Genomic DNA, 19,113 nt, shown 5'->3' with positions numbered 1-19,113 from the left:
CAAAGGTGCGGAGTTATACTTTAATTCACTATACGCTCTTCCTGAACAAAATTTTATTTACTTTCGCTGATTCTGTCGCATTTGCTAAGTGTCAAGTCCCGCCTGTTTATAAACACGTTTAACAAATAAATCTGGTTTTCTGTGTACCATTTTTGCAATGACTGGATGGGCGTCTGGTGATTCAAAGCACGCTGCGGGATAGGGTGGTTTAGATATTCAAATAGTAAAGCCAAAACTGTCTCCAGCTCTGCCGCTGAGGCGAAGCGAGTTTGCTTGCCTGTGGCGCGTTTATCCTTGCTGATAAGCGATCCGTAAACTGGCCCCCGTTGTCCGTTAGAATTTTTTGTATCTTCATCGGTGAACAGTGGCCAGCTATGGAGCGGGACATGGCCAAGATATCAGTTGATTATTTAATCAATCTGACTACCTGAGTGAGATTTTTTTGTGCCTGCTGACTGCTAGGGTACTGCCTTCACCCGCGCAATCTGCGCGCGCGCGAGAGGGGAAGTCGTACCGCTCGTACTAGAGTGTAGTCCGGCGATTTTTTACGTACGGAGGGCTAAACGAAACACTGCATCATTGAGCAAACACAACTTCCAGTTAACTGGAAATTAAGGAGAAGCTGATTAATTCAAAATTTCGCGGAATTGCGCGCGTAACAAATTGATCCTTAAACTGTGTGAAATTCTGAAACGCGAATTAATCAGCGCTTCTTTAATTATGTTTGTCAATTTTGCATTGCTATGGCAGGCAACCTTCAGCTTCCAGAGTTTAACGTTTGCCGGGCAACATGCCCTTCATGCCGCGCATCATTTTACCTATACCGCCTTTACTGAACATCTTCATCATCTTTTGCGTTTGCTCGAACTGGTTCAGCAACTGGTTTACGTGCATTACCTGAACCCCCGCTCCGGTGGCGATGCGGCGCTTACGTGATGCTTTAATAAGTTCTGGATGGGAACGTTCTTGCATTGTCATTGAATTAATGATGCCTTCAGTGCGATTGACGGCGCGGTCGTCCATCTTGGCGCCTGCTGCAGCCTGCCCGAGTTGTGCGGGTAATTTATCCATCAAGGCAGACATGCCGCCCATTTTGCGCATTTGCACGATTTGCATCTTGAAATCGTTAAGATCAAATCCGTGACCACTTTTGATTTTCTTGGCCAGTTTTTCAGCCTCGGCATGATCAATCTCACGGTGAGCATCTTCAATCAGCGACAATACATCACCCATGCCCAACACGCGCGAAGCCATGCGCTCTGGGTGGAAGGCTTCCAGACCATTGAGCTTTTCGCTCACGCCAACAAATTTGATCGGTTTGCCGGTGATGTGCCGTACTGACAAGGCCGCACCACCCCGCGCATCACCATCCAGTTTGGTGAGGATAATACCGCTTAGCGGCAGCGCCTCGCCAAATGCCTTTGCGGTATTTACGGCGTCTTGACCGGTCATTGCGTCCACAACGAACAGGGTTTCAATCGGATTAAGGTCGGCGTGCAATTGCTGAATTTCTTCCATCATTGCGGCATTGATCGCAAGTCGACCAGCTGTATCCACAATCAGCACATCGTGGTGATGCTTGCGCGCGTAATCAAGCGCCGCCAGTGCTATATCGCGCGGCTTTTGGCTGATGTCAGAGGCAAAAAAATCGATTTCCAGTTGCTGCGCCAGGGTACGCAATTGCTCGATCGCAGCAGGACGGTACACGTCACAACTAACCAGCAGCACTTTTTTCTTCATCTGCTCGCGCAGCAATTTGGCAAGTTTTCCACTCGTGGTCGTCTTGCCTGCGCCCTGCAAACCAGCCATCAGAATCACGGCCGGCGGCACGGTGGTGAGATTCAACGCATCGTTGTGTTCACCCATCAGCTTGGTCAGCTCGCGATGTACTATACCAATCAATGCTTGTCCCGGCGTCAGACTGCTCAACACTTCTTGTCCCAACGCAGCCTGTTTCACCTGGGCAGTAAATTCTTTAACCACAGGCAACGCCACGTCAGCTTCCAGCAGGGCCAAGCGTACTTCACGCAAGGCATCCTGGATGTTGCTTTCAGACAAGCGCGCTTGTCCGCGCAGGTTTTTTATAACGCCTGAAAGGCGTTGTGTAAGGTTGTCTAGCATGATCTCGCTCCTGTTTTCCGCAGCATTGGCTATAGTGTAGAATCTGTGAAGTCTAAAACATCCTGACCAAAAATGTCGAATCTTCCACTCTATGTAATCACCTTTCTTGCGTATAGCGTGTTAGCGGTTTATTTTTGGCGTGCACAATCTACTGGAAATATAGATGTCATAAACCGTGGAATGATTGGCCATGCTGTATTGCTGCCGCTAGTACTGCATGCATACCTGCTGTATGGCAATTTATTCAGTGGCGGTGATCTGAACTTGGGGTTAATTAATGCTCTTTCATTGATCCTGTGGCTGACCATGCTGGTGTATTGGGTAGCACGTTTTTTTTACCCGATTGTCAGCCTGCAAACTTTAGTGTTGCCTCTGGCAGCAGGAGGGGCATTACTGCCGGCGCTGTTTCCTGCGGCCCATCCGCTAACGAACAATCTTTCATTTGTCCTAGAGGCGCATATTCTGGCAGCAATGCTCGCCTACAGTCTGTTCACCATTGCGGTACTACATGCGAGCCTGATGTCATTAGTGGAAAAACGACTGCACCAAGCTACGCTGCCGCGTGTGCTGCAAGGCTTACCACCCTTGCTTACCATGGAAACCTTATTATTCCGCATCATCGGCGCAGGCTTCGTTCTGCTCACTTTGACATTAGTGTCGGGCGTTGTCTTTTCCGATCAATTATTTGGCAAGCCGTGGCAATTCAATCACAAAATGTTATTCGGTCTCATTTCCTGGTGCGTGTTCGCAGTGTTATTACTGGGGCACCACTATCAAGGCTGGCGCGGCCGTACTGCGGTGCGGTGGACAATGAGCGGCTTCATTTTTTTGCTGCTCGCCTATCTGGGCACCAAATTCGTGTTGGAAGTGTTACTGCATCGCTAATGTCACTTGCCATACCTCTGCAAAGTGTCGTAGAATCTGCGCCCTTTGGCATTTGCTAACGATAAAGTAGAAACTATGGTTATTATTCGATTTGCACGTGGCGGCTCTAAAAATCGCCCGTTTTTTAATGTAGTTGTGGCCGATTCGCGCAATCGCCGTGATGGTCGGTTCATCGAGCGCGTTGGTTTTTATAACCCGGTTGCCCAGGAAGGTCCTGAAGGCATGCGTATCCAACTGGATCGCGTGGCTTTCTGGCAAGAAAAAGGCGCGCAACTAAGCGACGCCGTCGCTAAGCTGGTCAAGCGAGCTGGTGCCGCAGCAAAAGCATAACTCATCAGACTCCATGATAGTTATGGGGCGAGTGATAGGTGCACAGGGAATTCTCGGTTGGGTGAAGATTAAAACTTACACCGAGTCCGTGGATAGTCTTGCCGATTATCCCATTTGGTGGCTGGGAGACGAGCAGCATCCTTGGTCTGAGATAACTGTGGAAGCCTTTGCTGTGCACAGCAAAGGCTTGGTCGCCAAGTTTCCAGGCAGCAACGACAGAACCGCCGCCGAAAAATATCAAGGTTTGCTGGTGGCTGTGCCGCGTAGCAGTCTTCCTCCACAACCTGAGGATGAATATTATTGGTCGGATCTAATCGGGCTAACGGTGGTTAATCTCGCTGGCGAATGCTTAGGAGTGGTGGACAACCTTATGGATACCGGTGCTAATCAGGTGCTGTGTGTGCTGGAAGACTTGTCCAAAAAAAATCGAGGGGAATTACTAATCCCGTTCATCGCCAGCGCAATTAAGCAAGTAAACTTGACGGAAAAAGTGATACGTGTCGATTGGTCAGCCGATTGGGCAGCAAAACGCTGAGCAGCGGCGATGCACTTTGATGTTATTACGCTATTCCCGGAAATGTTCGATGCGATTACCCAATATGGGGTAACCCGGCGTGCGGCGGAGCAGGGCAAGTTTGTGCTCCACACATGGAATCCGCGTGAGTTCACCAGCGACAAGCATCGTTCCGTAGATGACAGACCTTATGGTGGCGGCCCTGGAATGTTGATGTTGGCAGAGCCACTAGCGCAGGCAATCGCAACAGCGAAACAAAGCCAAGCGCAAACTGGCGTGGTCAAAAATTGTGTAATCCACCTGTCACCACAGGGACGACAACTAACCCACGCAGTGGTGAAGGAGCTTTTGGGGCGGAATGATGGATTGATTCTGCTGGCAAGCCGTTACGAGGGTGTAGATGAACGCCTGATACGGCAGCAGGTGGATGAAGAACTTTCCATCGGTGACTATGTGTTATCCGGTGGCGAGCTGGCAGCCATGGTGCTGATAGATAGTCTGGTGCGGCACTTGCCCGGGGTGTTGGGGGATGCCGAATCAGCACAGCAGGACTCGTTTGTAGCGGGCTTGCTGGATTGTCCGCATTATACGCGGCCAGAAATTTTTGAAGGCGAAGGAATACCGGAGGTCTTACTTTCCGGACACCACGCCGAGATAGAAAAGTGGCGGTTGAAGCAGGCGCTAGGACGGACTTGGCAACGCCGCCCAGATTTGCTGGCACAACGCCAGTTAACAAAACAGGAAGCTCGGCTACTGGCAGAGTACCAGCAGGAACAAGCATCCGTACAACAAGAGGAAATAAAATGAATCTTATCGCAATACTTGAACAAGAAGAAATTGTCCGTCTGGGCAAAGTAATCCCGAGCTTCGCCCCTGGCGACACCGTTATCGTCAATGTGAACGTGGTCGAAGGTGAACGCAAACGCGTGCAGGCTTACGAAGGCGTAGTGATTGCAAAGCGCAATCGTGGCCTGAATTCATCTTTCATCGTGCGGAAAATTTCCGCTAGTGAAGGTGTGGAACGTACCTTTCAAACCTATTCAACAGCCATTGCCAGTATCGAAGTAAAACGCCGGGGTGATGTGCGTCGTGCCAAGCTGTACTACTTGCGTGACCGTTCCGGAAAATCCGCGCGCATCAAGGAAAAACTCCCTAACCGCAAAGCGGTTTAAGTTTGCAGTTAATTCATTCTTATTCTTATTTAAAATAAGAATGGGCAAATTGATTGCCTCCGGCAAAACCGGAGGTTACTGCTAAGGCACCTCAAAAACTCTGGTTACCCCTAAGGCTGGGGGGCTACTTGCCCTCTCTTTGTAACGCCAATTCCCGAAATATTTTTCATGAATGCTTGCGTAATGTACTAAATATTGCTTGCGTCCGTCACTTGGGAATATAAACTCTTATTGTTTCCAGGTCTCATATTGTCTGGATCAGACCTTTAAAATTAGCCAAATATTCGTGCCAAATATTTGTGTAAGGAAGGTAAGCAATGAATTATCAGGCAAAGCTACCTACACCATTTGGTATGCTGGGTATTTGTTGTGAGGCGGATACGCTAACTGACATCGACTTTCTGGAGTCAGATGCCACGCCACAATCGCCTAGCCAAGCGTTCGCTCGAGAGGTATGCAGACAATTGCAGGCCTATTTCATTGATCCAAATTTTCATTTTAATCTTTCCCTCAAGCTAAACGGCACTGTCCACCAAACAAAAGTGTGGCAGGCAATATCTGCTATTCCACCCGGGAAAACACGTAATTATGGCGATCTCGCCACGTTGCTAGCTTCCAGCCCGCGGGCGGTTGGTCAGGCGTGTGGCGCAAATCCCATTCCCATTGTCATCCCCTGCCATCGCGTGGTAAGTAAATCTGGTATCGGCGGCTTCATACATCAGCGCGCGGGGAATGCGCTGGATATCAAACGCTGGTTGCTTGCATATGAAAAGCAATCGAACCAAAGAAAGAACCTGTAGGATTTACCCGTAATAAATTGATTAAATTGAGGTAAATATGATTTAGTGAAATTGATTTATATATAAGATCAATATGTTACGCAACTAAAAATCCAAGTCCGACAATCTATTAGAGTCCGTTATCCAGGAGCAGGCGGGAGCAACTACAGCTAATATTTCGTACATAGTGAAGAATCATATAGATTTCTCGCTACATTCAAAATGACAACGATATATGAACAACACTGACCTCCTGGATGAATTCTGCGATTGCCTGTGGCTGGAAGACGGTTTGTCGCGCAACACATTGGAAAGCTACAGACGCGATCTGTGCAAATTTATTTTCTGGATGGAAAAACAACATCACTGTTCCTTACTAGAGGCGACACATGCTGACGTCCAAGGCTTTCTCGCTTATTTGGTCGTCAAACAAAAAGCTAAAGCCACCAGTACCAGTCGTGCCATATCAAGCCTCAAACGCCTGTTCCGTTACCTGTTACGGCAGAGCAAAATAGACACTGATCCCACCCTGCAAATCGCTACCCCCAGGCTGCCTCGTAACCTGCCAAAAACGCTCACCGAACAAGATGTGGATATGCTGCTACAAGCACCGGATACGGATATACCTCTGGGCATGCGTGATCGCACTATGCTGGAAGTGTTATATGCCAGCGGCCTGCGCGTGTCTGAGTTGATCAACTTGAGCATTACACAAATCAGCCTCGACATGGGCGTAGTGCGTGTGATGGGTAAGGGTAATAAAGAACGTCTGGTGCCGTTGGGAGAGGAAGCGCTAGACTGGGTGCGCCGCTACCTGGTTGACGCGCGCCCCGTCTTGCTGGGCGATAAATTAAATGCAGCGATGTTCGTTACTCAACGTGGCACAGCAATGACGAGGCAGATGTTCTGGTATCTCATCAAACGTCATGCAAAGCACGGTGGCCTACACAAACCACTATCGCCGCACACCTTGCGCCACGCCTTCGCCACCCATTTGCTTAACCATGGAGCAGATCTGCGCGTAGTGCAACTGTTACTTGGCCATGCCGATATTTCTACCACACAGATTTACACGCATGTTGCACGCGAACGGTTGAAACAACTGCACGCGCAACATCATCCAAGGGGGTAATGGATGTAATACATCAATCTGTTTAGTTAAATTAGCGGTCGCGTCTCTACCGAGCAATAATCCAGATGAGCTAAATTTTAGCGAACTATTTTTTCAATTTTGAGACGCTTGTTATATCAATCACTTATTGGATGTCCATTCTTGATTTTGATATTGCTATGGACTATAACCACACCTTCAGTACTTCGAGCAATTTCAATCGCTTTTTCCTCTTCTGATAAAAGGTGAGCAGTACCGCTCAACCAAACAACGCCATTGTTATCTGTATCAACTTTAATACTCTTGAATTTTCCTAAATGTTTATCGGCGCTCAGTCGTGCTTTTATTTTAGTTGTTGTATCCGAATCCTTGACTATTGCTGTGGGGTCTGGATGATCCATTTTTAGATCGGCAGTGAAACCTATACGGGGTATAACCAATATACCGACCATAATACAAATTGACGCAACTTTGATTTTCATGACTTTACCTCACTTCCAAAATAAGAATTATCAAAATAATACTTCGTTGCTTACTTTTCAGTTCGCTAACGCTCATAAAACATGAAAAAATACCGAAACCAAGATATTTTTTCAAGCTCTGGTGCAAACTTCTTGCACCTTGTTTTTTGTAAAAAATTCGTATCCTTTTGATGCCATGTTTTCAAAAACATTGACCACCAGCTATGGGGGCATAATATGAGTAACCCAATCTCAAGAAATTTCCAAAATATTTTTCTGACCGTCGTAATTTGCGGTAACGTTTGTTTACCTGCACTAGCGTTTTCACAAAACAATATCGGCATTGAGTTCAAAGACAAAGATCAAAACGTCAAGGTTTTGACTTTAAGCGATATTACTACTGAAGTTACAGCAGTTTCGTTAAAAACTTTCGAAATCCACGAAAAAAAAGACCAAATCTATAAGGCTTATCCTGCCCGAGCGCTTTTTGACAAAACATTTGGCAAAGGGTGGCTGAAAGCAGAGGAGATCGTATTCATCTCCATGGACGGATACCAAGCGAGCATTCCGGTAACAAAGTTTCTCTCCCATGATGCCTATTTCGCCTTTGCTCACCACGACAATTCGCCATTTACGATGACCAACATACTACAGAATAACGAGGTAGTACAACTCGGGCCGCTCTACTTAATTTGGGACAACATGAAATCAAAAGTGCTACTTGAAGATGGCGCGTCTGACATGCCTTACCAGGTGAAGAGTATCGAACTCACAACATTTGCGACTCGCTTTCCGAACCTTTCTCCGCCAGCTAAGGCATCTGCAGAAGTGCGGCGTGGTTTCTTGCATTTTCGTAAATATTGTATGGCATGCCATATGATTAATGGTGAAGGCGGCGGCAAGGCACCTGAACTCAATTATCCAACGAGCGTGGTCGAGTACATCAAGCCTGAGTACCTGACACGCTGGATCGAGAATCCATCGAGTATCCGACACAACTCGCTGATGCCGGGACTTGCACAAGAGATCCTTAATCGAGCGAAAGTCACAAAAGAAATCATCGCCTATCTCAAGGCAATGAGTACCACAAAACGTAGTCCACAGAAACAAGACATCCGCTGAGCGTCAGCCTGCTGCTATGAAACGAGCAAAGAAATCTGGATAGAAAGAGTTCCCTGCTCAGCGAGCTTGTTGTAGAGCATGACAGAAATTTTTTTAAAGTTATACTGAAATGCTCAACTGTAAAACATCTGATGAAAATTATTGATTCTTCAAGTTAAAAATTTACTGGCTTTACGATGAAAACTGAACAAGTTATCACTATCACACTTTGCTGCGTGGACTGCATCAATCATAACCTTGCCATCGAGGCATTGAAAAAATCTAAAGAAAGATGCGTCTTTGACCGCGTACTTTTTCTGACGAACCGAGATTTTACCCTTCCAGGTATTGAAACAATAGAAATACCACCGATCCGCTCACGGCAAGAATATTCGATGTTTGTGTTGCATGAATTGCATCATTATATTGATAGTGATTTCGTTCTTCTTGTTCAGTGGGATGGCTACATCATTAACCCCAACGCATGGACGAATGAATTTCTAAACTTTGACTATATCGGTGCGGTGTGGGGTCATCACAAAGATGGATTCAGAGTGGGTAACGGTGGTTTTTCATTGCGGTCGCGTAAATTGTTACTTGCAACGCGGGAAATCCCGTTCGATGAAGAGTTAGCTGAAGATGAACTGATTGGCCGAAAATATCGGTCCCTGCTGGAGGAACAATACCAAATACGGTTTGCGCCAGAATCCGAGGCAGAAAAATTTTCTTTCGAAACCACTTATCCAGCCTGCCAGCCTTTCGGTTTTCACGGGTTATTCAATATGTGGATGGCCCTTGCTCCGAATGAAGTGGAAGAGTTTATCCATAGCCTGCCGTCCAATGTTACAAATTCCATCCAGTTTTTCCGGCTTGGAATCAATTACCGGGATCTGCGACAATTTCGTTTCGCTGAGGCAGTCTTTCAACGCATCCTTGAGAGCAATCCTGATCATTCAGACGCCCGTAGTCAATTAGCGGCAATGGCAAACCCCCCTGCTTCAAAATCAATAAGCCGAAATGAAACATGTTCGTGCGGTAGCGGTGAACGTTATAAGAATTGCTGCGGAAAAATTGCCGTGACATCTATACCACGCGGCGCAACTCGCGAGGAGGACATTCAATGGATGTTATCCGTCGCATTAAAGCACCATCAGCTGGGCCATATCGTTCATGCCAACACAATTTATGGCTTGATTTTGCACGAACAACCGCAAAATGCAGTTGCATTGCAATATTCAGGGGTAATTGCCTATCAATCAGATGCCCACGAAAAAGCCTTGAAGCTGATTAAGCAAGCCATCCAGATTCAGCCTTCAATTCCGGATTTTCATAATAATCTAGGATTAGTGTATCAAGCCATAGGGGATCATCAACGGGCTGTCGAATGTTATCGCCAAGCAATCGCCCTGAACGCCAACTATGTCGAAGCATATAACAACTTGGGCTTGATTTTCGAAGCCACAGGACGTCCTGCTGAAGCAGTTACGTATTACGAAAGAGCAATTGCCTTACGGCCTGATTTTGCTCAGGCACACTGGAACCTTTCACTGACATTACTCATAATGGGTGATTTTTCGCGTGGATGGGATGAATATGAGTGGCGTCTGAAGACGCCAGAACTGGCTGGTGAGGGAAAACGCTTTACGAGTCCGTTATGGAATGGCGAAGACCTTCACGGCAAAACAATACTTTTGCATGCGGAACAGGGTTTTGGCGATGCTATACAGTTCATTCGATATGCGCCACTACTGGCATCGCTTGGGGGAAACATCTTATTTGAATGTAAACCTGCGCTGAACCGCCTGTTTAAAGAGGTGAAAGGAATTCATGAAATCATCTTGCGAGGTGAACCGCTACCCCAACACGATTTCCATTGTCCATTACTGAGTTTGCCGTCCAGGCTCCGCACAGCTGATGGGAAAATGCCAGTAGCGGCGGTTCCTTATCTTTCCCCCGATGAAGGCTTGATTGAAGATTGGCGGAAACGCATGCCAGATACCGGATCCGCATTAAAAGTTGGGTTGATGTGGGCTGGAAGTCCCGGAAACAAGAACAATCTGAATCGCTCCATATCCCTCAGTCAACTTGATTTGCTTGGTACCGTAGAAAATGTGATGTTTTTTAACCTGCAAAAAGGTCCTGGAGAGGCCCAAGCTAAACAACCGCTAGCAAATCTCCATTTCATCGGCTTGACGGAAGACATCGGGGATTTTGCCAGTACCGCGGCATTAATTGCCAATCTTGATCTTGTAATTTGTGTCGATACATCGGTTGCTCATCTTGCAGGGGCTATTGGCAAACCGGCATGGGTGTTATTGTCTTTTGCGGCAGACTGGCGCTGGCTGCTGGAGAGGGAAGATAGTCCGTGGTACCCGTCCCTTCGCTTGTTCCGACAACGCAAAATTGGCGACTGGGAAGAGGTAGTGGCGAGAGTGCGAGACGCCTTGTGTACGATGGTAGCGTAATCGTCAATAAGAATTTCTTTACATTTCTGGATTTAAATTAAACATTTACAATTTACTTTCTGCCACTAACGCCGGATTCAACTGCGGATCGTTGTACATTTTGAATTGGCGATAAACTTTGAAGTATGCCCGGCCCGCCTGTGTATCAGCTAGCAACTCGTCCAGGCAAGCACCCAAGTCACTGCGTTGCTCATTCAGCCGTTCCAATTTCCTATGGCACATTAAACGGTGAGCTTCGTCAACTTCAATACGCTCAGTCTGCTGACGCATGGCGCATATCTTCAGTGCTAAAATAGACATTCTATCCACCATACTGCCAGCGGTCTCGCTATTCAAACGCGCATCTTTTACTACTTTGACGATGGGCGAATCAGTTTGTGCAGAGATAGCATCTACTAGCTTAAGGGCGATTAATAACTGTTCATCAATGCATTCAATGGCATCGTTGCGGGCCTGATTGTAGCGGTCAATAGCGCGCTTATTCATGGCGATATCAATGTCACTGACCTTAACACGGCGAGCCAGATCTTCCTCTGCCCAAAGCAGGCAATTGTTGCAATGATTTTTGATGATCCACTTCCATAACTCAGTTCCATCGGTATTGTCTATGACCGAAGATGCAGACCAAGATGGGTTAGCCAAGTAAGTGTCGTGAAAGGTGGTCACAAAGTGGCTGGTAATCAGGTGCATATTAATTTTATTTGCTTTTTGCAGAATGCTATTTTAGTGGATTTCGCTACTTGTAAACCAAGTTATGATTTTACTAGGGGGAATTGTATTGATGGCCCGCCTAATAAAGAGGAGTCCCGCCGATTACAAATTGCTCAGGTAGAGGGTTGGTCCAGCATTCGCATTACCAACCATACGATGATTTCCGGCAGATTTTCATGCGGGGACTAAAACGGGTCGGCGGCGAATGTTGCCGCCCTTGAATGTAATTTGAAGCCAAATGACAATTTTTGTTGCCCCCCCTTGCAATTTTAAGGGACAATTTGATTCTTTTGCCCGTAACGTATTCTCTTTTTTGCAAGGAAGATGTTGGTATGTCCGAGATCGCTAAGATCTATCAGCTCACCCAAGTTCTCACACAACCGCCATTGCGCTGGTATTTCGATCCAAAAATTTTGGAGATTGAGCAGCGCATATTATTCGATGATGGCCCCGGCTATATCGGGCACGAATTATTGGTACCAAACCTTGGCGATTACCATGTTCTGGACTGGATGGATAATGCCAAGATGTTAGTGCGCAATAAAAATGGGGTAGAGCTGCTCTCCAATATTTGTCGTCATCGTCAGGCCATCATGCTCGAAGGACGTGGTAGCGCGAAAAACATTGTGTGCCCGTTGCATCGCTGGACATACCAATTGGATGGCAAACTGTTGGGTGCACCGCGCTTCCCGCAAAATCCCTGCCGGGATCTTAATAAGACCCCATTGCAACATTGGAATGGCTTACAGTTCGCAGGTAAACGCAATATTACCAAGGATCTGGCGGATATCCCTGCTCTAAAGGAACTGGATTTTTCCAATTATCAACTGGATCGTGTAGAGATAGATGAATATGCTTTCAATTGGAAGACTTTCATTGAGGTATATCAAGAGGATTACCATGTTGCACCGTTCCATCCCGGCTTGGGTAAATTCGTCAATTGTGACGATCTGCACTGGGAATTCGGCGACTGGTATAGCGTACAAACTGTAGGCATCAATCACGACTTGCGCAAAGCTGGGAGTGCCGCCTACGGCAAATGGCAGGAAGAAGTACTGCGATATAGCAACGGCACGCTACCCAAATACGGCGCGATCTGGCTGACCTATTACCCTAACATCATGGTTGAGTGGTACCCCAATACATTAGTGGTCAGCACTGTCATTCCGCGCGGGGTCGATGCCTGCACTAACATTATGGAGTTTTACTACCCCGAAGACATAGTGTTATTCGAGCGCGATTTTGTCGAAGCGGAAAAGGCTGCCTACCGCGAAACCGCGCTTGAGGACGATACCATCTGCCTGAAAATGCACCAAGGGCGCAAATGGCTATACCAGCATGGGATCGAAGATGCTGGACCGTATCAATCTCCGACCGAGGACGGCCTGCTGCATTTCCATGAGTTTCTGCGACGCCAGCTTGATCCACATTTAGAAAAATGATCATCTTAATCGCCACTAAAAAATTCCATGCATTGTCATACATGTGCAGGCGTGACTCCCGTTTAGTTAAACAGCACTATTTCTGCCTGCGCTGGATTAGCGTTTTCTTTAACCATCCACTTAAATAATTTATTGGAATGGGCGCATTATGGATGCTAGTCGCCGGATTCTTTTTCGGCTGCATGGGGGTGTTTGTCAAACTCGGTGCAGAATATTTTTCTCATATTGAATTAGTATTCTATCGCGCTTCCCTCGGGTTACTGATGATCTACGCGGTCATCCGTCAACAAGGGTTGTCGCTGTCGACCCCTTACTTGAAGCAGCACTTGTGGCGCGGCATTTCTGGCACCATCGCGCTGATGCTATATTTTTACTGTATCACTGTGTTGCCGCTGGCCACTGCAGTAACGCTAAATTATACCGCCCCGCTCTATTTCTCTATCCTGACCATGCTGGCATTTAAGGAGCATTTCCGTCCGGCTCTCTCCAGCGCAATCCTGCTGGGGTTTTGTGGCGTGATATTGTTACTGCAGCCCACGTTGGCACAGGATCAACTCATCCCCGGTCTGATCGGGCTGATTTCCGGCTTTTTGGCCGGCATCGCCTACCTCAATGTCAAGCAGCTTGGGTTACGTGGTGAGCCAGAATGGCGTGTAGTGTTCTATTTCAGTCTGATTGCCGCTATTAGCAGCGGCGGTGGCATGTTGCTCGGAACTATTCACCCGATCACTACGCCTGGTTTATTCATCTTGCTCGGACTCGGCAGCACTGCCACGCTCGCACAACTAGCCATGACCCGTGCCTACCGTACCGGGAAAATGCTAGTGGCGGGTAGCTTGTCCTACAGCACGGTGATATTCGCCAGCATATTCGGCATGGTCTTGTGGGGCGAGGCATTGTCATTGATGGGATGGATAGGCATGGGACTTATCATTGCAGGCGGTGTGTTAAGCTTGAAGCTGGCACCCAAGCACGGCGGCGCATAACTAACGAAGAAGAGACTTAATATGATTACAATAGAACAAACCCCCATCCTGCTCAACATTGCTGTACTGGGCGAGTTTACCTTGGCCGATTTCAAGCAATTCGAAGAACACGCACTCTACATGCTTAAATCACCCGGCACGGTCAATCTGTTGTTCGACCTACGTGACATGATCAGCTACACGGTGGATGTAGCATGGGAGGAAATTAAATTTTTCAATCGTGAACACCTGCATGACTTCAGCAAGATTGCAGTTATTACGGAAGATGAGTGGATCACTTGGCAGACTTGGCTATCGCGCATGTTTGTGGATGCCGATATATGCGTCTTTACCGATTATGAAGAAGCTGAAATCTGGGCGGCCGCAGCTTGATAAGCTTATATTATGTTAAAATGATAAGTTAATGTATAGCCTAAATTTCAGGAGATAGTGAATGTTTTCAGGTTTTATTGATTTGCCTTGGTGGGGCTATGTAGTTGTTGCACTAACCTTAACCCATATTACCATTGCATCTGTTACCATTTTTTTGCACCGCCATCAGGCACACCGCGCACTGAATCTGCATGCTATTCCCAGTCATTTTTTCCGTTTCTGGTTATGGCTAACCACCGCTATCGTCACTAAAGAATGGGTCGCCATCCATCGCAAACACCATGCTAAATGCGAGACAGAGGAAGACCCACATAGCCCGGTTATTCTGGGTATAAAGAAAGTGTTATTGGAAGGCGCGGCTCTTTATCGCAAAGAAGCCCAGAATCAGGAAACACTAGACAAATACGGCCACGGCACACCGAACGACTGGCTGGAGAACAATCTTTACAGCAAACGTAGCGAGCTCGGCATCACGCTGATGCTGATCATCAACGTACTTTTGTTTGGCCCACTTGGCCTAACCATCTGGGCCGTACAGATGGCATGGATACCTATTAATGCAGCGGGTATTGTCAACGGCCTTGGGCACTACTGGGGGTATCGCAACTTCCAGACGGATGACGCTTCCACCAACATCGTGCCGTGGGGTATTTTCATCGGCGGTGAAGAGCTGCACAACAACCACCATGCTTATGCCTCCTCCGCCAAACTTTCCAACAAGTGGTATGAAATCGACATCGGTTGGCTCTACATCCGCATCATAGAAACGCTCGGTTTAGCACAAGTTAAGAGACGTGCCCCGCGAGTACGCCTGAACCAAGCCAAGACTTCATGTGACATGGAGACCCTGCACGCCGTAATCGCCAACCGCTACGAAGTCACAGCCAGATATGCCCAATTACTGAAAAAAACCTACTCCACGGAAATAGCTCGGCTCAAACTACAAGCCTCAGATAAAATTGATGTGACGCGTATCAAACACTGGCTGCATTTGGATGAAAACGTTTTAACCGAACAACAAAAAACGAAACTAAGTGAGGTAATAAAAGCCAGTGGTATCCTACGGACAACCTATACCCTACGCCAAGAGTTGGCCGCCATCTGGCAAAGCTCTACAGCTACCAAGGAGCAATTAGTAAAACAATTGGAAGACTGGTGTCATCGAGCGGAAAACAGCGGGATTGCGGCGTTACAGGAATTTTCCCAACGACTGCGTTGCTATGCTTAGCATACTTCTTTTGCGAACCTAAACAAAAAACCCGCTTAAGCGGGTTTTTGCATGCATTCGAACAAAGCGAATAGCCTACTTCAGCTTGGTTTCCTTGTACATCACATGTTTGCGCACCACTGGATCAAACTTCTTGATCTCAAGCTTTTCCGGCGTAGTACGCTTATTTTTGTCCGTCGTATAGAAATGACCAGTACCGGCGCTGGATTCAAGCTTGATTTTTTCACGCATTTTTCGTTACTCCTTAAACGTTTTCGCCGCGTGCACGCATTTCAAGCAACACCGCATCGATACCATTCTTGTCAATGGTACGCAATCCGGCATTTGTAAGGCGTAAGGATACCCAGCGATTTTCAGTTTCAACCCACAAACGACGACGCTGCAAATTCGGCAGGAAACGACGCTTTGTTTTATTGTTGGCGTGAGATACATTGTTTCCCACCATCGGGCGTTTCCCCGTTACTTGACAGACGCGAGCCATAGCTATTTCCCCAACTAGTTTGCAAAAGATCCGCAATTCTACTCTAAAACCTTCTACCTGATCAACCTACAGCTATTGCATCAAGTTAACGAAATTAATAATGCTGCTTTTTTCAACGTTAAATCTGCTGAGATATAACAGCCTAATGTCCCTATCTCTCGTTCACGCTCACATCTAGGCTGGGAAAGACTCCCCCTTATCTTTTAATTCTACACGCGCCCAACTATGTGCGAAGGTAATATCGAGGCGCGCGCCTACCGGTAAAACAGCGCTGTCTAAAATAATTGTGCCACGTGTATCACGCACCATGCTGTAGCCGCGCGCCAGCACCTGTTGCGGATCGAGATGGTCGAGGTGCTGATGTATGCTACCTAGACGCGCATTGTAGCGTTCCAGTGTGCGCTGCATAACTTCCAGCAGGTGGCGCGCCAAAATCGTCTGCCGCGTACTAAACTGCTCAATGTTTGGACACACCGTATCTAAACGCCGCTGCAACGACTGCCAGCGCCATTGTTGACGCTGTAACATGTAAGCGAGCACGGTCTCCAAGCGTCGCTGCAGATGGTTAAGGTGCTGAGTTTGTTGCTGTATTCGCTGTGCAGGATGCACCAAACGCCGCTGCAAGTAGTCGAGCTGCTGCATCACCCGTTCGAATTGACGCTGCTTGCCATGTGCTAATCGCTGTGCCCAATTGTACACACGTTGCAATAACTCCTGCCGCTCCGGCACAATCAGTTGCGCTGCTGCAGTGGGTGTCGCAGCACGCTGATCTACAACAAAATCAGCGATAGTAACATCGGTTTCGTGGCCGATACCACTCACTATCAAAATGCGGCTGGCGAAGATCGCACGCACTACTATTTCTTCGTTAAATGCCCACAAATCCTCGATACTGCCGCCACCACGACATAGCATCAGCACATCGCACTCTGCGCGCTCATTAGCAAGTCGAATGGCTTGCACGATCTTTTGCGCCGCTCCTTCTCCCTGTACCGGTGTGGGATACAGCACGACAGAAGTACTTGGCATACGATTAGCCAAGGTAATCAGCACATCGTGTAACGCTGCTGCCTGCGGCGAAGTGATAATGCCAATTTGTACGGGGAAGAACGGCAGCGGTCGTTTTCGCGCAGCATCGAACAACCCCTCGGCTTCCAGTTTGCGTTTGAGGCGCTCGAACGCATCATACAACGCACCCAGTCCGACTGGCCGCATCTGCTCCAGCGTCAATTGAAATTCACCACGAGCTTCATACAACGTGGTCAGAGCCAACACTTCCACTTGCATACCATTCTTTGGTAGCCAATCAAGGTACTGACTTTTGTGACGGAACATTACGCAGCGCACCTGCGCCTGCTCGTCTTTCAGGGAAAAATACCAATGTCGAGAAGTAGCACAGACAAAATTGGAAATTTCGCCGCGTACCCATAGCAGGGGCAAGCCGTTTTCCAATATCTGTTTAGCGGCCATGTTGAGTTCTTGCACACTGAATACATGATTTTTTTCATCTTCAACTAATTTAAAAATCATATTGACATTCTTAATAATCCACAATTTAGGAAAGAGGGCATATTTGCACAAAAATTATAGCGCAATACTTTGGTGATATATAATATGCTTTTGTTTTTATTGTGCTTTTTAAGCAATGTGCAAATTAAACAGGTGACCAAAATTGGTTATATTATAAGCAGTTAAGCATTGTTTCTAATATCTTATCCACATAGTTATCCACAATTTTTGTGCATGCGACAGTATCACCGCCACTTCGCTTTATAGTGCTGTTATCAAAACAATTATGATAACGAACTTCAGGGACACTCGGGTTAAATTAGCTGGAGAAATCTTGCTCAAACAAGTGTGACCAGATACAGTTCCGCTTTGTTAAATTTAAGCATATTTGGAGAAGTTCAGTGTTTGCTCTTGTAGAAGCGGCTGGTTGGCCGATTTGGTTTCTGATAGTTGCATCTGTGATTGCTGTTGCGTTAATTGCAGAACGCTTGATGACCCTGCGCAGCAAAAAAATTGCACCTGCAGAGCTATTCAATGAAGTGGTCCAGGAACTTAAACTGCGCGGAGTCAGCGATGCCATGCTTTCCCGTTTAGAAGCAGAATCCCCGCTCGGTCGTATCTTCGCCGCGGGCCTTAAGAACATTAAAAGCCCATCCACGGTGATGAAAGAATCTGTCGAGGAAGCAGGACGCGCTGCCGCCCATGAACTTGAACGCTTTCTCACCACATTAGGCACAATCGCTTCAATAAGCCCACTGTTAGGCCTATTCGGCACGATGGTGGGAATGATTGAAATTTTCGGCGTGCAAAATACCGCAGAAAATGCCCCCGCCGCACTTGCCCATGGCATCTCAATAGCCTTGTACAACACAGCATTCGGTCTGATGGTGGCTATCCCCAGTATGATTTTCTATCGCCATTTCCGCGCTAAAGTAGATGGCCTGACCATCGAGATGGAACAGCAAGCAATCAAACTAATTGAAATCATACATGGCGCACGCCGAGGTTAAGCCATGAATTTTCAACGCGGCCGCATGCGTGAGGAACCAGAAATCAACCTGATTCCAATGATAGATATATTTTTGGTAATCATAATTTTTCTAATGGTGTCGACCACCTACACCAAATTCTCCGAACTGCAGATTAACCTGCCGCAGGCTAGTGGCGATGAAACAACTTCGCAAGCAAAACCAATCAATGTGTCAGTAGATGCTTCGGAGCACTACGCCATCAACAATGCGGCCACAACCTTCAATAGCGTACAGAATATGTCGCAAGCGCTACGTACAGCCGCTGGCGAGCAAAAAGATCCGACCATCGTCATCCACGCCGATGCCAAGGCACCGCACCAAGCCGTAATTAATATCATGGAAGCAGCGCGTCTCGCTGGTTATGGCCGCATTACCTTCACCACCAGCCGAAAATAACGGGCGGCCAGGCTAAGC

21 protein-coding genes are annotated in these 19,113 nt (G+C 47.3%); 15 read left to right on the top strand and 6 right to left on the bottom strand.

Going from position 1 to position 19,113, the window contains the following annotated elements; genetic code table 11:
- Window positions 1–771 precede the first annotated feature (771 nt).
- Window positions 772–2,121, bottom strand: a complete 1,350-nt coding sequence (gene ffh / locus MKZ32_RS02100) for a signal recognition particle protein (protein WP_239795758.1) — start codon at window positions 2,119–2,121, stop codon at window positions 772–774.
- A gap of 180 nt (window positions 2,122–2,301) precedes the next feature.
- On the opposite strand from ffh, the gene MKZ32_RS02095 reads away from it, so the two are divergent.
- The 7 genes from MKZ32_RS02095 to xerD all read left to right on the top strand — a co-directional run bounded on the left by MKZ32_RS02095 (window position 2,302) and on the right by xerD (window position 6,933).
- Window positions 2,302–3,006 carry a cytochrome C assembly family protein gene (locus MKZ32_RS02095; RefSeq protein WP_320412256.1) on the top strand — a complete coding sequence of 235 codons (705 nt, stop codon included), beginning with the start codon at window positions 2,302–2,304 and terminating at the stop codon, window positions 3,004–3,006.
- A gap of 75 nt (window positions 3,007–3,081) precedes the next feature.
- Window positions 3,082–3,336: a 30S ribosomal protein S16 gene (gene rpsP, locus MKZ32_RS02090; protein ID WP_239795756.1), complete on the top strand. Its 255-nt coding sequence runs from the start codon at window positions 3,082–3,084 to the stop codon at window positions 3,334–3,336.
- Between the two features lie 13 nt (window positions 3,337–3,349).
- A complete protein-coding gene (gene rimM, locus MKZ32_RS02085; protein WP_239795755.1) occupies window positions 3,350–3,871 on the top strand; it encodes a ribosome maturation factor RimM in 522 nt (173 codons plus the stop codon).
- Window positions 3,872–3,880: 9 nt separating this feature from the next.
- Window positions 3,881–4,657 (top strand): tRNA (guanosine(37)-N1)-methyltransferase TrmD, encoded by a 777-nt coding sequence (gene trmD / locus MKZ32_RS02080; protein ID WP_239795754.1) that lies wholly within the window; start codon window positions 3,881–3,883, stop codon window positions 4,655–4,657.
- The gene (gene rplS / locus MKZ32_RS02075) at window positions 4,654–5,022 is read left to right on the top strand and encodes a 50S ribosomal protein L19 (RefSeq protein WP_239795753.1); all 369 of its coding nucleotides are present in this window, start codon (window positions 4,654–4,656) and stop codon (window positions 5,020–5,022) included. Before trmD ends, rplS begins: the two co-directional genes overlap by 4 nt.
- Before the next feature lie 317 nt (window positions 5,023–5,339).
- On the top strand, window positions 5,340–5,822 hold the full coding sequence (locus MKZ32_RS02070) for a methylated-DNA--[protein]-cysteine S-methyltransferase (protein ID WP_239795752.1): 483 nt from the start codon (window positions 5,340–5,342) through the stop codon (window positions 5,820–5,822).
- Between the two features lie 214 nt (window positions 5,823–6,036).
- On the top strand, window positions 6,037–6,933 hold the full coding sequence (xerD, locus tag MKZ32_RS02065; protein ID WP_239795751.1) for a site-specific tyrosine recombinase XerD: 897 nt from the start codon (window positions 6,037–6,039) through the stop codon (window positions 6,931–6,933).
- A 116-nt stretch (window positions 6,934–7,049) separates the two neighbouring features.
- Here xerD and MKZ32_RS02060 read toward each other — a convergent pair whose 3' ends face one another.
- Window positions 7,050–7,394, bottom strand: a complete 345-nt coding sequence (locus tag MKZ32_RS02060) for a BON domain-containing protein (protein WP_239795750.1) — start codon at window positions 7,392–7,394, stop codon at window positions 7,050–7,052.
- A gap of 216 nt (window positions 7,395–7,610) precedes the next feature.
- On the opposite strand from MKZ32_RS02060, the gene MKZ32_RS02055 reads away from it, so the two are divergent.
- Both MKZ32_RS02055 and MKZ32_RS02050 read left to right on the top strand, forming a co-directional pair.
- Entirely contained in the window at window positions 7,611–8,495 is an 885-nt protein-coding gene (locus tag MKZ32_RS02055) for a cytochrome c (RefSeq protein ID WP_239795749.1), read from the top strand.
- Window positions 8,496–8,671: 176 nt separating this feature from the next.
- Window positions 8,672–10,939 (top strand): DUF5672 family protein, encoded by a 2,268-nt coding sequence (locus tag MKZ32_RS02050; protein WP_239795748.1) that lies wholly within the window; start codon window positions 8,672–8,674, stop codon window positions 10,937–10,939.
- Window positions 10,940–10,984: 45 nt separating this feature from the next.
- Here MKZ32_RS02050 and MKZ32_RS02045 read toward each other — a convergent pair whose 3' ends face one another.
- Window positions 10,985–11,629: a DUF4254 domain-containing protein gene (locus tag MKZ32_RS02045; RefSeq protein WP_239795747.1), complete on the bottom strand. Its 645-nt coding sequence runs from the start codon at window positions 11,627–11,629 to the stop codon at window positions 10,985–10,987.
- Window positions 11,630–11,982: 353 nt separating this feature from the next.
- Between MKZ32_RS02045 and MKZ32_RS02040 the strand changes: the two genes are divergently transcribed.
- From MKZ32_RS02040 to MKZ32_RS02025, 4 genes are all read left to right on the top strand, one after another.
- The gene (locus MKZ32_RS02040) at window positions 11,983–13,092 is read left to right on the top strand and encodes an aromatic ring-hydroxylating oxygenase subunit alpha (RefSeq protein WP_239795746.1); all 1,110 of its coding nucleotides are present in this window, start codon (window positions 11,983–11,985) and stop codon (window positions 13,090–13,092) included.
- Between the two features lie 137 nt (window positions 13,093–13,229).
- On the top strand, window positions 13,230–14,078 hold the full coding sequence (locus MKZ32_RS02035; protein ID WP_239795745.1) for a DMT family transporter: 849 nt from the start codon (window positions 13,230–13,232) through the stop codon (window positions 14,076–14,078).
- Window positions 14,079–14,099: 21 nt separating this feature from the next.
- The gene (locus tag MKZ32_RS02030) at window positions 14,100–14,450 is read left to right on the top strand and encodes a SpoIIAA family protein (RefSeq protein ID WP_239795744.1); all 351 of its coding nucleotides are present in this window, start codon (window positions 14,100–14,102) and stop codon (window positions 14,448–14,450) included.
- A gap of 61 nt (window positions 14,451–14,511) precedes the next feature.
- Window positions 14,512–15,678, top strand: coding sequence for a DesA family fatty acid desaturase (locus MKZ32_RS02025; protein WP_239795743.1), 1,167 nt, complete (start codon window positions 14,512–14,514; stop codon window positions 15,676–15,678).
- Window positions 15,679–15,753: 75 nt separating this feature from the next.
- Here MKZ32_RS02025 and rpmG read toward each other — a convergent pair whose 3' ends face one another.
- From rpmG to xseA, 3 genes are all read right to left on the bottom strand, one after another.
- A complete protein-coding gene (rpmG, locus tag MKZ32_RS02020) occupies window positions 15,754–15,909 on the bottom strand; it encodes a 50S ribosomal protein L33 (RefSeq protein WP_239237520.1) in 156 nt (51 codons plus the stop codon).
- A 13-nt stretch (window positions 15,910–15,922) separates the two neighbouring features.
- Window positions 15,923–16,159 (bottom strand): 50S ribosomal protein L28, encoded by a 237-nt coding sequence (gene rpmB / locus MKZ32_RS02015; RefSeq protein ID WP_173053510.1) that lies wholly within the window; start codon window positions 16,157–16,159, stop codon window positions 15,923–15,925.
- A 174-nt stretch (window positions 16,160–16,333) separates the two neighbouring features.
- A complete protein-coding gene (gene xseA / locus MKZ32_RS02010; protein ID WP_239795742.1) occupies window positions 16,334–17,689 on the bottom strand; it encodes an exodeoxyribonuclease VII large subunit in 1,356 nt (451 codons plus the stop codon).
- A 380-nt stretch (window positions 17,690–18,069) separates the two neighbouring features.
- On the opposite strand from xseA, the gene MKZ32_RS02005 reads away from it, so the two are divergent.
- Entirely contained in the window at window positions 18,070–18,678 is a 609-nt protein-coding gene (locus tag MKZ32_RS02005) for a MotA/TolQ/ExbB proton channel family protein (RefSeq protein ID WP_239795741.1), read from the top strand.
- A 3-nt stretch (window positions 18,679–18,681) separates the two neighbouring features.
- Window positions 18,682–19,095: an ExbD/TolR family protein gene (locus MKZ32_RS02000; protein ID WP_239795740.1), complete on the top strand. Its 414-nt coding sequence runs from the start codon at window positions 18,682–18,684 to the stop codon at window positions 19,093–19,095.
- Window positions 19,096–19,113: the final 18 nt, after the last annotated feature.

Source organism: Candidatus Nitrotoga arctica, from assembly GCF_918378365.1.
Lineage (GTDB): Bacteria > Pseudomonadota > Gammaproteobacteria > Burkholderiales > Gallionellaceae > Nitrotoga > Nitrotoga arctica.
This window is presented reverse-complemented; position numbering and strand designations above follow the sequence as displayed.